Origin of the sequence: Streptosporangium sp. H16 (assembly GCF_051918855.1) — a bacterium.
Classification (GTDB): Bacteria; Actinomycetota; Actinomycetes; order Streptosporangiales; family Streptosporangiaceae; genus Streptosporangium.
On sequence record NZ_JBPXMD010000001.1, the window covers coordinates 136866 to 151785 of the forward strand.

The following is a 14920-nucleotide window of genomic DNA, read 5'->3' on the forward strand; positions in this document are numbered from 1 at the left end:
CTAACGACGCCGCACAGTTTCAGGATTAGCCTGTGCGGCGACGCTCCGAAAGCCTGAGACACGGGCCAGGGTGGGGATCCGGAGGCGAGTCGCGCCGATCCCGCCCACCCGTCGGGGGGAACCGAGGCCCACGCGACCGCGGGGAGCGTGCACCTTTGATCGCTCGGGGTAGGGATTGAGGAAGGGCACCCGTGCTTGTGATCGAGGACCATGGAGGGTCGGTGGAAACCGTGCCTCGGATGCAGACGACCGCCGGGCGCCTGGCGAGGCTCGGCTTCGCCGACGGCGCCAGGGCCGAGCGGCTGCTCGACGAACTGGGTCCCGAGGCCGTCGGCGACATCGACCTGCTGACCTCGCTGGTCGCCGCGGCCGACCCCGACCTGGCGCTCACCTCGCTGAACCGGCTGGCCGAGCAGGATCCCAGCGTGCTCGGAGCGCTCCGGGCCGACCCCGGCCTGCGCGAGCGGCTGATCGGCGTCTTCGGCGTCAGCGCCGCGCTCGGCGACCACGTCGTCAGGCACCCGGACCACTGGCGCCTGCTCGGCGGGGCACCGGACGCGAACCGCCCGACCTCGGAGGAGCTCCGCGCGGAGCTGCTGCTCGCGGTCGGCGCCGAGCCGGACGACCCCGAGCCGAGGGCCACGGACGCCTCCACCGCCACCCTGTCGGCACTGCGCGCCGCCTACCGGGGCCGCCTGCTCCACCTCGCCGCGCGCGACGTCACCGGGGTCGTCTCGCTGCCCGGGGTGACCGCCGAGCTGTCCGACCTGGCCGGAGCCGCGCTGGAGGCGGGACTCGCCGTCGCCAGGTCCGAGCACCCCGAGGCGGGGGCGGTACGGCTCGCCGTCATCGGCATGGGCAAGTGCGGGGCACGCGAGCTCAACTACATCAGCGACGTCGACGTCGTCTTCGTGGCCGAGCCGCGTGAGGGGCCCGACGGCTCCCTCGACGAGCACGCGGCCATCAAGCTCGCCACCCGGCTGGCCCAGGGCATGATGCGCGCCTGCTCGACCAGCACTCCCGAGGGCGCGCTGTGGGAGGTCGACGCGGCGCTGCGCCCCGAGGGCAAGGCAGGGCCACTGGTCCGCACCCTCGCCAGCCACCTCGCCTACTACCGGCGCTGGGCCAAGACCTGGGAGTTCCAGGCCCTGCTGAAGGCCAGGCCGGTCGCGGGCGACGCCGAGCTCGGCCAGCAGTACGTGGCCGCGATGAACGAGATGGTCTGGCAGGCCGCCACCCGCGACAAGTTCGTCGAGGACGTCCAGGCCATGCGCCGCCGGGTTGAGGCCCACGTCCGCGGCGGAGAGGCCGACCGCCAGCTGAAGCTCGGGCCCGGCGGGCTGCGCGACATCGAGTTCGCGGTGCAGCTGCTCCAGCTCGTCCACGGCCGCCTCGACCCGCTGCTGCGGCGGCGGGCCACGCTCCCCGCGCTCGGCGCCCTCTCCCGCGGCGGCTACGTGGGCAGGGACGACGCCAAGGCCCTCGCCGAGGCGTACACCTTCCTGCGCCAGGTCGAGCACCTGATCCAGCTGCACCGGCTGCGCCGCACGCACGTGGTGCCCGAGGGCAACGCCGACCTGCGCCGCCTCGGCCGGAGCCTGGGCATGACCGCCGACCCGGTGGGGGAGTTCACCACCAGGTGGCGCCAGCACGCCATGGAGGCCAGGCGCCTGCACGAGAAGCTGTTCTACCGGCCGCTGCTGCAGGCCGTCGCCCGGTTGCCCGAGTCGGAGGACCGGCTCTCCACGGCCGCGGCCAAGGCACGGCTGGAGGCGCTCGGCTACGCCGACCCCGGCGGGGCGCTGAACCACATCAGCGCGCTGACCACGGGGGTCTCCCGCCGCGCCGCGATCCAGCGGACCCTGCTGCCGGTCATGCTGGGCTGGTTCGCCGACGCCCCCGACCCCGACGCCGGCCTGCTCGGCTTCCGCCAGATCTCCGACAAGCTCGGCTCCACCCCCTGGTACCTGCGGCTGCTCCGCGACGAGACCGCCGTGGCGTCGCGCCTGGCCAGAATGCTCGGTACCAGCCGCTACGTGACGGGCCTGCTGATGAACGCCCCCGAGGCGGTCGCGATGCTCGGCTCGGACACGGAGCTGGCCCCCAGGCCCGTCGAGGCGGTGCTGTCCGAGGCGCGGACCGTGGTCGCCCGCCATCCCGGGGACGCCGAGGGCGCGGTGGCCGCGGTCCGGGCGCTGCGCCGCAGGGAATTGTTCCGTACGGCCGTCGCCGACCTCTCCGGGATCATCGGCATCGAGGAGGTCGGCCAGACGCTGTCCGGGCTCAACGACGTGACGATCCAGGCCGCGCTCGACGCCGCGATCGACAAGGTCGAGATGGAGCGCCGCACCCCGCTGGGCACGAGGTTCGCGGTGATCGCGATGGGCCGCCTGGGCGGGATCGAGTCCTCGTACGGCAGCGACGCCGACGTGATGTTCGTGCACTCGCCGCTGGAGGGCGTGCCGGAGCGTCAGGCCACCGAGACGGCGTTCGAGGTGGCCAACGAGCTGCGCCGCCTGCTGGCCCTGCCCGCCCCCGACCCGCCGCTGCTCATCGACCCCGGCCTGCGCCCCGAGGGCAAGGCGGGGCCGCTGGTCCGTACCCTGGCCTCCTACGCCGCCTACTACCAGCGGTGGTCGTCGCCGTGGGAGTCGCAGGCGCTGCTGCGCGCCCGCTTCTCCGCCGGGGACGCCGAGCTCGGCGTCGGGCTGCTGCACCTGGCCGACCCGCTGCGCTACCCCGAGGGGGGCATCTCCGACGCGGCCGTGCTGGAGATCCGCAGGCTCAAGGCCCGGATGGAGGCCGAACGCCTTCCCCGCGGCGCCGACCCCGCGCTGCACACCAAACTCGGTCCCGGCGGGCTGTCCGACGTGGAGTGGGTGGCCCAGCTCATCCAGCTCCGGCACGCGGGATCGCGGCCGTCGCTGCGGACCACCCGCACCCTGGAGGCGCTGGGCGCGGCGGTCGCGGAGGGGCTGCTGTCGGAGGCCGACGAGGCCGTGCTCGCCGAGGCGTGGCGGTTCGCCTCGCGCATCCGCGACGCCATCGTCGCCGTCAGGGGCCGCGCCTCCGACGCGATCCCGGTGGACGCCCGCGAGCGCAGGCTCATCGCCCGCGCCCTCGGCTACCCGCCCGACGGTATGGAGGATTTCGTGGACGACTACCGCCGCGCCACCCGGCGTGCCCGCCGGGTCGTGGAGCGCGTCTTCTACGAGGACTGACCCGCTTCTACGAGGACTGACCCGCTTCTACGAGGACTGACCCGCTTCTACGAGGACTCACCCGCGCGCCCGCGTGCCCGTTCGCGCGGGCGTCCTCCCGGTCACGAAAACCGACCTGTTTCGGTGATCGCGTTGCGCCGCCGGGGGCGTCCGTGTATCAACGGTCCGGGTGATCCATTTGATATCCGTTTACATTGACCTGGCCATCGGCCTGATCCTGGCCTTTCTGCTCCTGTCGCTCCTGGTGAGCGGGATCAACGAGGCCTTCGTCCGGCTGCTCGGGATCCGCAGCAAGTTCCTGTGGGCCTACCTCAGGGACACCCTGGACGGCTCGGAGGACGGCAGGTCGTGGATCCCGTCGAAGATGGCCGACGTCTTCGCGAAGCTGCCCTTCTCCAAGGACGATCCGCGCCCGGTGCACAGCTCCGACCCCGCGCCCGCGGTGGTCGAGCCGATGCGGGTCGACGCGGCCACGGTCCTGGCCGCCCAGGCGGCCGCGGAGAGGGGATCGGAGGAGGTCGCCGGGGGGATCGCCCCGGAGAGCGCCGCAGGGGAGGCCGCCGAGGGGGCGGGCACCGGCTCTCCCGTGGACGGCGGGCCCGGCGCCGGGGAAGCGCCGGAGAGGCTCGCGCCGCCGGTGGACATGACCGCGCGGCTGTACGAGCGGCTGCAGGAGATCGACCACCCCAAGGGCGCCCGTACCAGCATCGCCAACATCCCGCCCGAGCGGTTCTCCGGCGCCGTGATGGAGCTGGTCGCCGCCGAGGAGGGCGGGATCGACGGCCTGCTCGCCAAGCTGGAGGCCATCAACAGCCCGCTCGCGGGCCACCTCAAGGGAGTCTGGGAGGGCGCCCAGCGGGACCTGCCCAGGTTCCGCAAGGGCGTCGAGGACTGGTTCAACGGGGAGATGCAGCGCCTGTCCACGCTCTACGCCCGCTACGTGAAGTGGGTGGTGTTCGCGCTGGGCGTGGTGCTGACGCTGGCGTTCAGCATGGACGCGCTGGAGTACGGCAAGACCCTGCTGCGCGACAACGCCTACCGCGCGGGGGTGAGCGCCATCGCGGGCGGCGGCGGGGACGGGTACGCCGCGCTCAAGGACAAGTGCGCCGGTGGCGAGATCGGTCTCGCCGAGCCGTACCAGTGCGTGACCGAGTCCCTCAGCTCCCCGGCGCTGGTCAAGATCTTCGATCACGCGATCGTGAGCATCACGATCCCGCCCGACGGCTCCGCCGATCCGTCCTTCCACTGGAACGGCGGAGCCTGGTGGGACCGGCTCATCGCTCCCGGGCACTGGCCCGGCTACCTGCTCACCATGGTCGCGCTGCTGTTCGGCGCCTCGTTCTGGTGGGACGTCCTGCGCCGCCTCACCGGCGTCCGGGGCGACCGCTCCTAGCTCACGACGGCCCCCGGTCCTCGGCGGCCGCCCCTAGCGGAGCTCTCCCAGGAGCAGGTCGACCTGGGGGAGCGGGTCCGGCCCGTACGGGCGGACCACGACCGTGCGGGCACCCGCCTCCCACAGGGACCTGACCTGGTCGGCGGCCTCCTCGGGAGAGCCCACCGCCATCACGACCTCCTCCGGGGCGACCTTCAGGAACCCGGCGGTGCCCTCGGTCAGGGCGGTGACCACCGTGGGATCGTCACCGAGGTAGAGGTTCACGAAGACCACCATCTCGTGATCGCCCTCGCCGGTCAGCTTCAGGGCGTCCTCGATCTGCCGGGGGCCGACCCCCTCGGGCAGGATCGTGCCCTGCGCCACCCGTCCCGACAGCTCCAGCGAGCGGGGTCGCACCACCCCGGCCAGCACCGGCGGCACGACGGCGGGGGGATGCACCAGGCTCACCCCGTCGAGCCGCACGGCCCTGCCCTGGAGGGTGACCGTCTCGCCGCGCAGCAGCCCCCGTACCGCCGTGATCGTCTCCTCCAGCAACGCCAGCGGCGAGGGCGCGAGGGCGCCCACCTGGCGCATCCAGTCCTGGACGCCGTGCCCGATGCCGGCCGCGAGCCTGCCCGGGTGCAGCCTGGCAAGGTTGCCCAGCTCCATGGCGAGCAGGGCCGGGTTGCGCAGCGGCGCCGGGGTGATCCCGATGCCCACCCGCAGGCGCTCGGTGACGGCGAGCGCGGTGGCCGCCGACGAGACGGCCCCGGTCCAGCCGAGATCCTCCACCACCCAGACGTCGTCCACCTCGGCCGCGTCCAGATGGCGGCAGAAGGGGATGAGTGACTCGGGGGGAAGGTCACGGTCGAACATGACGCCCAGGCGCATATCTCTCCTAGTGAACGGCGGGAGGTCCCGCTGTGCCGTTTTCGCGGGACCTCAGAGGCTCCTCGCGTAGCGGAAGTAACCGGCGAGGTCGTCGATGGCCGCTACGCGATCGATCCGCACCTCGGTCCCGGTCCTCCGCGCATTGATCATCTTGCCCTGGCCGACATAGATGCCGACGTGGTGGGTCCTGACTTTACGCTTGCCGACCTTGCCGTAGAAGACGAGATCCCCCGGCCTCGCCACGGCGGCGGGGATCTTCTTGAGTCGTCTGACGTGGTCGTCGGTGTTGCCCGGTCCCAGCACGTCGCGTCCGTAGGCGAGGTGGTAGACCCAGCGGGCGAGACCGGAGCAGTCGAGGCCGCGGGTTCTGGTGGCGGGACAGGGCTTGATCGACCCCCGGTAACCCTGGCAGGTGCCGAAGGAGGGGCCGGGGTCATCGTCGTGGCCGCCGCCCCAGGAGTAGGGGATCTCCCCGCCCCGCCAGCCGGGCTGGTGCTGCCCGGCCTCGATCGCGTACGCGATGGCGGTGATCCGGTTGGGGGTGACGGGCCGGGTCGGTATCCAGGTGGAGGCGCTCAGGAGGAGGAACGTTCCCAGGAGCACGGCCGCGGCGGCCTGCCTGCGGCGCCGGTGAGGGTCGGGACGCCGGGGGAGACCGTGACCGCCGGGAGGACCGGAAAGCCAGGGAAGGCCGGAGAGGAGCCGGGAGAGACCGCGACGTCCGGGGAACCGGTAGCGTCCCCGGGGTCCGAGGGGTCCGAGGGGTCCGAGGGGTCCGAGGGGTCCGAGGGGGACGGAATGCCGCTCCCCGGCCAGGGGAGGCCTGAGATACGCCTCCTCGTCCCGGAGCGCCGCCACGTCACCTCGCCTGGTCGGTCCCTGTGAGCCATGACCAGTCTGCCCAATAAGTCGGCGATGCGCGGCGCGCGTGGTTTTGACGCGCTTTGTGCGGGCTTGGTGGCAATCGCCGATCGTGGCCTCAGGGCTTCGAAACGGAGGATCGGGCCGTCACGACCGTCACGACCGGGACGAGCGGGTGGCGGGCATCGCGACATGCGGCGACCCGCGTGCGGGGCACGCGGGTCGCGGTGGTGCCAGGTGCGGTGCCAGGTGCGGTGCCGGGTGCGGTGCCGGGGCGCGGTGTGGAGGCGCAGCCGGCCCGTGGCCTCGCGGGGTGGCCGTCAGTTGTCGTCCCCGTCGTCGTCCGTGCCGCCGTCGTCGTCCACGCCAGGACCGGTCGTGTTGACGACGTCGGGACCGTCGTCCCCGTCGTCGTCCCCGCCGCCCCCGCAACCGCCGACCAGGCCGACGAGCGCCGCCACCGTCGCGGCGACCAGTGCCGCCTTCCGCGTGGTCTGAGCAAGCATGCACAACCTCCAGGTGCTGGTCCTCGGCCGGACGCGTCGGTGTCCGGCTCTACCTCTCTGTCCCGTCCGGCGGTGATCTAACGCCGGGAGGGGACGCGGTGTCGGCCACACCCAGCCGTAGGACGACCTCACGCCCACCTTCTGGGCAGGCTGGATTGTCCCGGTTCAAAAGACTTTCACGGGGAAAATCCGAAGTCGTCCCCGTCTCGTACGGGGACGACTTCGGACGGAATCCCGATCGTCGGCGGGGTGGGCCGCGGACGGTGCGCGTATGATCGTCCGCGGCCCGGTGGAGACCTCACGTCAGCTGCGCAGGCTCCACTGCTGGTTCGCGCCGCCGTTGCACGACCACAGGATGATCCTCGTACCGTTGGCGGTGCCGCCGGCGTTGGCGTCCAGGCACAACCCGGACTGCACACCGGTGATGGTGCCGTTGGAGTTGAGGTTCCACTGCTGGTTGGTCTGTCCGTTGCAGTCCCAGATGATCACCTGGGTGCCGTTGGCGGTGCCCTGCCCGTAGGCGTCCAGGCACTTGTTGCCGAACACCTGCAGCTGCTTGCCGGAGGTGTACGTCAACCGCTGGTTGGTGCCGCCGTTGCAGTCCCACAGCTGCGCCTGAGCGCCGTTGGTCGCGGCGCCGCCGGTGATGTCCACGCATCGGCCCGACTGGCCGCCCACGATCGTGCCGGTCTGGCCGCTTCCGCCGCCGTTTCCTTGCCTGACGAGCGACTTCGACTCGGCCGACCGGTTCCCCTGGGCGTCCACGACGTAGAGCCGGTACTCGCCGGTCGACGTCGGAACGGCGATGGAGGTCGCGGTTCCGCTCGCCCTGGTCATCGTGTTGCCGACGGCGAAGGAGGTCGTGCCCAAGGGGGCCAGCCAGACCGACTTGCTCGCGTCCCCGGCGCTCCGGATGGGAATCGACGTCGTACCGGCCGCGACGAACGTGCTGGCGGGCAGGACGTAATCCGGCAGGGAAAGGTTGCTCTGGGGGATGATGTTCCGGTACGCGTCCTCGAGCCCGGAGTTCACGGTGATGCCGTAGGCCTGCGACGGCCAGACGTAGTCGGAGGACACGAGAATGTCGTGGATCGTGCTGTTCGGCAGGTTCTTGTTGGAGACCTTGTTGATGGGACCGTAGGTCTGCGTGATGCTCAGATCGTGCTTGCGCCCGAAGTCGTCGGAGTTGATGAGCCAGGTGATGTTCTTGTCCACGCTCAGGACGTTGTCGCGGAAGGTCATGTTCCCCGAGCCCTCGTCCGGGTGGAGTCCGTACTTGTGACCGGACGGGACGCCCTGCATGTAGTTGTTGGTGATCGTGGTTCCCGGCTGGTTGCCCAGCGTGTAGACGGGAGCCGTGTCGCTCAGGCGCTGCACCGTGTCGATGAAGTGGTTGTGGCTGATGGTGTTGTTCTTCGCCGTGGTGGTCGGCCGGTTGGGCGCGATCGAGCCTGACGAGCCGTCGAAGTTCCACCAGCCCCAGCCGAGCGTCACGCCGGACCACGGGGTCTTCTCGATGCGGTTGCGCTGGATGGACAGGCCGTCGGCGAAGTACGCCGAGATGGGGCTGTGCCCGTTGAACAGCACGGCGCTGTCGTAGATGTAGTTGTTCTTTATCGTGATGTTCTTGGGCGCCCCTTCGACCTGGGCGGGATACTTCTCGCGATTCGTCGAGGTGTGGTCCCCGATGTAGACGTGCTGGGGATGGCCCACGGCGATGGCGGATCCGGCGATGTCGTTCGTGTAGTTCCCGATCAGCTGCGTGTTCACCACGTCGTTGACCATGTTGATTCCGTCGACGCCGGTGTGCTGTATCCGGTTCCTCTCCAGGACGAGCCCGTCGGCGTTGTCGATCTGGATGATGCCGGGCGCCATGTCGACATTGCGGTAGTAATAGACGTGGAAGTTCTGCTTGGCATATGCCTGTGCGCCGAGATTACCCTGCTGGGCCTGCTTGAACGCCGAGCCGGCCACGTTGAACAGGTTCCAGTCGGAGTGCTGGACCGTGAGGCCGGAGAACGTGATGTTCCGGGCGCGAGCGCTCGTGGAGGTGCCGGCGACCTTGATGAGGGTGGACACGTTGTTCGGTGCGAAAACCGTCGCGGTCGCCATGTTCTCGGAGCTTGCCTTGTAGTAGTACACCGTCCGGCTCGTCTTGTCGAAGAAGAACTCGCCCGGTGTGTCCAGGAACTCGTAGGCGTTCATGACCTTGTGGGTGCCGCCGACCTGGGCGTTCCCGTTGAAGGCGCCCTGGGCGATGGCCGCTCCCGGCTGCTGGAACTGAGCGATGCGGTTCGTGCCGTCAGAGGTGACCTGCCGTACTCCCACGATGGCCGTGGTCCAGGTCGTTCCCGTTTCTATTTCGATGTCGTCCTGATTGCCGGCGATGGCGGGGAAGTCATTCAGACCGTACTTCGCTCCCGCGCACTGCGAACCCGATTCCCACGCCCAGGACGCCTGCCCCGCCGTGATGTTGTAGGTTCCGGTGCACCCCGCCGAGCCTATTGTCTTCGAGGCCATGTACGCCCGCTTGTCGTTGACGTAGAGCGCGCGGAGCTTGTTGCTGCGATTCAGCGGGGCTTTCCAGATGTTGCCGCTGTGCTGCGTCCAGCCGGTTACCTGAACGCCTCCGCTGAGGATCGGCGTCTCGTTCTGGTACGCGGCGTATACGACCCGGTAGTTGTTCGTGCCGGAGTCGGCAGGCGTGAAGTCGATCGTGCTGCCGACCGAATAGTTGCCCCCGCGGAGATACACGTAGATGTCGCCGGTCATGTTGGCGTTCACCGTGCGAACGACGTCCCTCGCGCGCTGCAGGGTCCTGAACGGTGACGCGATCGTTCCGGGGTTGGCGTCGTTGCCGTCGGGGGCGACGTAGTAGGTCGCCTGGACCGCTGCCGATGCCGGGGTACTGCCTGCGAAGGTCGGCAGCAACACGGCGGCAACGAACACCGCAAGCGCCGCTAACGCCTTCCCAGTGGTGGACAAGGCTGACTTCACGCTCTGTTCCTTTCGCTGGTTCCGAGCAGAGTGTTCGCCGCGCGATCACCCCGCCGTGGCAGAACTCGTCGGGGTGTGCCATCGCGCGGGCGCGGCGCCTGTCTTGCGGTTGAGGACATCGATCGGAGGGCTGTGCGCCTTTCCGGGCCGAGGGGTTCGACCGCCCTCACGCCATGCGCGGCGATCGCCGGTAGAGCGTGGGCCTCGGCGGATTCGTCGTCGGTGAGGCCGGATGTCCCTGCCGCGGGATGAGCGGTGCCGGCCGCTCTTTCGCACCGAGCATTGGCCACAGGCGGCTCATGGTCCCTCCAGCACGCGAAGGACGAGCTCGCCGGTACTGAAGAAGCCCTGGCCGTCCGCCCCGGCACCGCGCTGACGAGGGTCGCCGCCGGTGAGAGGTCTCCTCATGACACGCCCTAAGAATCCGTGGCAGACGTGGCGTTACCATCTCGTAACGTATGACGTATGCCGAATGATGTCTGGGGGTAATGTCCCATTAACAGAGGTGTCTCGCAATAGTCGATAGAGCAGGGGAAGGCGCATTCTCATCCACCCCGGCATCGCGACGCCGGGTGGTCCTCCGCGACATGGCGGACTTCCCGCGGGTCACGGTGGACCTCGCCGGTCATACGTACGGTGCGACCTGGCGGCCCGTGGGCCCGATCTGCCAGGCCAAGGGCCGGTGCCTTTGTCGCCGCGCCGGTTTCCGGCGGCCCGGCGCAATCCTCCACGCGGTGCCCGCGGCGCACCGGACGGCCCGTGTTCCGGGCAGGCCGAGGGAGAAGGCCGCTCACATCGGCGGTGGTGAATCACGTTCGCCGATGTAAGTTTCATCGGCGAACGTGATCACATTCGCCGGTTCACCCAGGGGATCCCGGACTCACGCCGCGAAGCTCCACGCGCTTCATGCCGTCGGGGAGTCGGGGAGTCGGGGAGTCGGGGGAGTCAGGGGAGTCAGGGGAGCCAGGGGAGGAGCGCATGCGAAAGGCCGCCGAGCGTGCCCTCAACGGAGGGACGATCGACGGCCTTTCGCGGGATGCCTGAGTGCCTGGGTGTGCCCTGACAGATCAACCGTCAGCGTTTCCGCAGCTCAGAAGCTTGATGGCTCAGACGTCGTAGTAGAGCTCGAACTCGTGCGGGTGGGGGCGCAGGCGGATCGGGTCGATCTCGTTCTCGCGCTTGTAGGCGATCCAGGTCTCGATCAGGTCCGGCGTGAACACGCCGCCCTCCAGCAGGTACTCGTGGTCGGCCTCCAGGGCCGCGAGCACGTCCGACAGCGATCCCGGGACCTGCGGGATGTTGCGGGCCTCCTCCGGGGGAAGCTCGTAAAGGTCCTTGTCGACCGGCTCGACCGGCTCGATCTTGTTGCGGATGCCGTCGATGCCCGCCATGAGCTGGGCGGCGAAGGCGAAGTACGGGTTGCAGGAGGGGTCGGGGACCCGGAACTCGATGCGCTTGGCCTTCGGGTTGGAGCCCGTGATCGGGATGCGGATGCACGCCGAGCGGTTGCGCTGGGAGTAGACCAGGTTGACCGGGGCCTCGTAGCCGGGCACCAGGCGGTGGTAGGAGTTGACCGTCGGGTTGGTGAACGCCAGCAGCGACGGGGCGTGCTTGAGCAGGCCGCCGATGTAGTAGCGGGCGGTGTCGGACAGGCCCGCGTAGCCGACCTCGTCGTAGAAGAGCGGCTCGCCGTCCTTCCAGAGCGACTGGTGGCAGTGCATGCCGGAGCCGTTGTCACCGAAGATCGGCTTGGGCATGAAGGTGACCGTGTGGCCGTGCTCCAGGGCCGTGCTCTTGACGATGTACTTGTACAGCATCAGGGTGTCGGCGGACTTGAGCAGCGTGTTGAACCGGAAGTCGATCTCGGCCTGACCGGCCGTGCCCACCTCGTGGTGCTGCATCTCGACGTCGATCCCGGCGTCGATGAGCTTGCGGACCATCTCCGAGCGCAGGTCGGTGAAGTGGTCCATCGGCGGGACCGGGAAGTAGCCGCCCTTGAAACGCGGCTTGTAACCGAGGTTGCCGCCGTCCTGGGCCTTGCCGCTGTTCCAGGCGCCCTCGATCGAGTCGATGTGGTAGTAGCTCGAGTGGGCGTTGGTCTCGAACCGCACGTCGTCGAAGATGTAGAACTCGGCCTCGGGGCCGAAGTAGACCGTGTCGGCGATGCCGGTGCCCTTGAGATACTCCTCCGCCTTGCGGGCGACGTTGCGCGGGTCGCGGCTGTAGGCCTCGCCCGTCAGCGGGTCGTGCACGAAGAAGTTGATGTTGAGCGTCTTGTGCTGCCTGAACGGGTCGAGCACGGCCGTGGACGGGTCGGGCAGCAGCAGCATGTCCGACTCGTGGATGGCCTGGAACCCGCGGATCGACGAGCCGTCGAACATCAGGCCGTCGGTGAAGACGCCGGCCCCGAAATTCTCCGAGGGGAACGTGAAATGGTGCGTCGTCCCCGGCAGGTCGGTGAACCTGACGTCAACGAACTGCACCCCTTCGTCCTTGATGAACTTCAGGACGTCGTCGGCGGAGTTGAACACGCGAACCTCCCATGGGACGGGCTAACAGCCCGAAAGTATGCCTGCGCCGTTACCGTCCCGTGTCTCGTTTGTTTCACCCGTGTTAAGCGAACATCGCCTCCACGGTAGTCCTCAAGTCCGCTCTTGACGGGTATGAGAGGTCTTTCCTTTACCCGAGTTTCACGTCCCCGATCTCGGTTCTCGGAGGTTCCCAGGGGCGTGCCGTCCTCGGCGCGAGAGGAGGTATCCACGGCTTTCGCGTGATACCGGTAGCCGGTAGGGGGTGCGGGCGGATGCGAGGGCGGCGTCCCGTGCGGCTACCGTTGAGGCATGAGCAGCAAGCAGCCCCGCTGGACCCAGACCTGGCTCGGCGGCGTCAGGTCCGCCGGAGTCGATCTCGGCCATCCGGGGGAGCGGCTCGGGCTGCCCGCCGAGGGCAGCGGCTCGGTGGCCGGATTCGGCCGCAGGATCGGTGCCATCGTGATCGACTGGCTGATCTGCACCTGGGCCATCACCCAGGGGCTCCTGCGGATCGACCCCACCGCGTCGCCCTGGGTGCCGGTCCTGGTCCTGGCCGCCGAATACCTCCTGCTGGTGGGCACCATGGGGATGACCTTCGGGATGCGCCTGCTCGGCATCCGGGTCGCCGCGCTCGGTGGCGGCGCCCCCGGCTTCGTCGCCGTGCTGGTACGGACCTTCCTGCTCTGTCTGGCCGTGCCCGCCCTCGTCTGGGACCGCGACCAGCGCGGCCTGCACGACCGCGCGGCGAACACCGTGGTCGTACGTCTCTGAGCCGGCCCCGCACCCGGCTCGCCGCTCCCACCTCCCCGGCGTTCGCTCCGCGCCGCATTTCCTCGTCCGTGCTCCGTGCTCCGTGCTCGTGATCGCGCCCGCACTCTTCTCGCCCGTGCTCGCGCTTGTGATCGCGCCCGCACTACCCTCGCCCTGTGCCCGTGCTCGCCCCGTGCTCGCCCGTGCCCGTTTCGGCTCCGGGATCGCCGCCCGTTTCCGGGCTCGTGCCGGATCCCGCGGTCCGGGCGGGAGGGAATCGGGGCCGGCACCGATTCCTTTCCCGGCCGGTGGCCGTCATACCGGGGGCGGCCGCGCCGGGCGGGACGCCGTAGGGGAGGTATGAGGTCGTGACCAGGGACGAGACAGACCGGGAAACGGTGGAGGACGGCGAGGTCCTGGCCGCCGCGCTGGCGGGTGACGAGCCGGCGTTCGGCGCGCTCGCGGAGAGGTACCGGCGGGAGTTGCGGGTGCACTGCTACCGGATGCTCGGCTCGTTCGAGGAGTCGGAGGACATGGTGCAGGAGACGTTCCTGCGCGCCTGGCGCAAGCGGGAGAGCTTCCAGGGGCGTTCGACGTTCCGGGCCTGGCTGTACCGGATCGCGACCAACGCGTGCCTGGACTTCCTCGACCGCCACCCGCGCCGCCCGCGCCCGCGCGAGGCGCCGGTGCTGGCCACTCCCGGCGTGCCGTCGCCGTCGCCGACCGAGGTCTTCTGGCTGCGCCCCTACCCGGACCGGCTCCTGGAGCCGGTCGCGCCCGCCGGCGCCGAGCCGGACGCCGCCGTGGTCGCCAAGGAGACGATCGAATTGGCGTTCATGGCCGCCATCCAGCACCTGCCTCCCCGGCAACGGGTGGTGCTGATCCTGCGCGACGTCCTCGGCTGGTCGGCGCAGGAGACCGCCGCGCTGCTGGAAGTGAGCGTCGTCTCGGTGAAGAGCACCCTGCAGCGGGCACGGTCGACGATGCGGGAGAACCTGCCGGCGCGACGGCTGGAGTGGGCGCCGTCCTCGGATCCGACCGGCGAGGAGCGCGCGGTGCTGCAGCGCTACATCGACGCCGTCGAGCAGGCCGACCCCGCCGTCCTGGCCGGGGTGCTGCGCGCGGACGCGTGGCAGTCGATGCCACCGGCGCCGATCTGGATCCTGGGAGGGCCGGCGATCGTCGACGCGTGGCGTCCGGCGATGATCGGCCCCGAGGCGTGGGGCGATTGGCGGGTCCTGCCCACCCGCGCCAACCGGCAGCCCGCGGCGGCGGCGTACGTCAAACGTGCCGGCGAGTCCGAGTACCACGGCTCGTGGCTCGGGGTCCTGCGGGTCGAGGACGGGCTGGTCACCCAGATCACCACCTTCGGCGCCGAGCTCTTCCCGGCTTTCGACCTTCCCCAGACGCTGTGACGGGCGCCGGTGAGAACCCGGCGCCCTCGCCTCCCGAAGGGTTCGGGCCGTCGTTCGACGTGCGGAGGGTCGTGGTCGAGCCCGGCGGCTCGCGCGTCCACGACGGGGCCGAGTGGCGGGGGGCGATCGTCCTGCTGGAGCGCGGGCGTATCGAGCTGGTCTGCTCCGACGGCGATCACCGGGCCTTCCGGCGCGGCGACGTGCTGTGGCTGGACGGGCTGCCGGTGCGAGCACTGCGCAATCCCGGGCGGGAGCCCGCCGTCCTGCTCGCGATCTCCCGGCGATCCTCGCGCTGATCTCCCGTTCCCGAGATCCGGGCCGATTTCCCGTCCCCGGACCGATTCCTTTCCCGGAGTCCGGCCGTCATACGGGTCAC

The 14920-nt window shown here is 70.0% G+C and carries 10 protein-coding genes; 5 read left to right on the plus strand and 5 right to left on the minus strand.

Annotated elements, in window-relative coordinates; genetic code table 11:
* The first annotated feature begins 239 nt into the window (after positions 1 to 239).
* Both ACTOQ2_RS00630 and ACTOQ2_RS00635 read left to right on the plus strand, forming a co-directional pair.
* Positions 240 to 3221: a bifunctional [glutamine synthetase] adenylyltransferase/[glutamine synthetase]-adenylyl-L-tyrosine phosphorylase gene (locus ACTOQ2_RS00630; protein ID WP_440098069.1), complete on the plus strand. Its 2982-nt coding sequence runs from the start codon at positions 240 to 242 to the stop codon at positions 3219 to 3221.
* A gap of 169 nt (positions 3222 to 3390) precedes the next feature.
* A complete protein-coding gene (locus ACTOQ2_RS00635) occupies positions 3391 to 4614 on the plus strand; it encodes a hypothetical protein (RefSeq protein ID WP_440097680.1) in 1224 nt (407 codons plus the stop codon).
* A 33-nt stretch (positions 4615 to 4647) separates the two neighbouring features.
* Here the strand turns inward: ACTOQ2_RS00635 and ACTOQ2_RS00640 are convergent, their stop codons facing one another.
* The 5 genes from ACTOQ2_RS00640 to glnA form a co-directional block, all read right to left on the minus strand.
* Positions 4648 to 5484 (minus strand): LLM class flavin-dependent oxidoreductase, encoded by an 837-nt coding sequence (locus ACTOQ2_RS00640; protein ID WP_440097681.1) that lies wholly within the window; start codon positions 5482 to 5484, stop codon positions 4648 to 4650.
* 51 nt (positions 5485 to 5535) lie between these two features.
* On the minus strand, positions 5536 to 6087 hold the full coding sequence (locus ACTOQ2_RS00645; protein ID WP_440097682.1) for a C40 family peptidase: 552 nt from the start codon (positions 6085 to 6087) through the stop codon (positions 5536 to 5538).
* A gap of 578 nt (positions 6088 to 6665) precedes the next feature.
* Complete coding sequence (locus ACTOQ2_RS00650) at positions 6666 to 6851, minus strand: hypothetical protein (protein ID WP_440081769.1); 186 nt, start codon at positions 6849 to 6851, stop codon at positions 6666 to 6668.
* Positions 6852 to 7154: 303 nt separating this feature from the next.
* Entirely contained in the window at positions 7155 to 9785 is a 2631-nt protein-coding gene (locus ACTOQ2_RS00655) for a lectin (RefSeq protein ID WP_440097683.1), read from the minus strand.
* A gap of 1169 nt (positions 9786 to 10954) precedes the next feature.
* Positions 10955 to 12379 (minus strand): type I glutamate--ammonia ligase, encoded by a 1425-nt coding sequence (gene glnA, locus ACTOQ2_RS00660; RefSeq protein WP_362676736.1) that lies wholly within the window; start codon positions 12377 to 12379, stop codon positions 10955 to 10957.
* Between the two features lie 309 nt (positions 12380 to 12688).
* On the opposite strand from glnA, the gene ACTOQ2_RS00665 reads away from it, so the two are divergent.
* From ACTOQ2_RS00665 to ACTOQ2_RS00675, 3 genes are all read left to right on the plus strand, one after another.
* On the plus strand, positions 12689 to 13150 hold the full coding sequence (locus ACTOQ2_RS00665) for an RDD family protein (protein WP_440097684.1): 462 nt from the start codon (positions 12689 to 12691) through the stop codon (positions 13148 to 13150).
* A gap of 347 nt (positions 13151 to 13497) precedes the next feature.
* A complete protein-coding gene (locus ACTOQ2_RS00670) occupies positions 13498 to 14544 on the plus strand; it encodes an RNA polymerase subunit sigma-70 (RefSeq protein WP_440097685.1) in 1047 nt (348 codons plus the stop codon).
* Positions 14541 to 14840 (plus strand): hypothetical protein, encoded by a 300-nt coding sequence (locus ACTOQ2_RS00675; RefSeq protein WP_440097686.1) that lies wholly within the window; start codon positions 14541 to 14543, stop codon positions 14838 to 14840. Before ACTOQ2_RS00670 ends, ACTOQ2_RS00675 begins: the two co-directional genes overlap by 4 nt.
* The last annotated feature ends 80 nt before the right edge of the window (positions 14841 to 14920 follow it).

Coding starts and splice junctions, on each gene's coding strand:
- ACTOQ2_RS00630 (WP_440098069.1), top strand. CDS start 240: ATGCAGACGACCGCCGGGCGCCTGGCGAGGCTCGGCTTCGCCGACGGC.
- ACTOQ2_RS00640 (WP_440097681.1), bottom strand. CDS start 5,484: ATGCGCCTGGGCGTCATGTTCGACCGTGACCTTCCCCCCGAGTCACTC.
- ACTOQ2_RS00650 (WP_440081769.1), bottom strand. CDS start 6,851: ATGCTTGCTCAGACCACGCGGAAGGCGGCACTGGTCGCCGCGACGGTG.
- ACTOQ2_RS00665 (WP_440097684.1), top strand. CDS start 12,689: ATGAGCAGCAAGCAGCCCCGCTGGACCCAGACCTGGCTCGGCGGCGTC.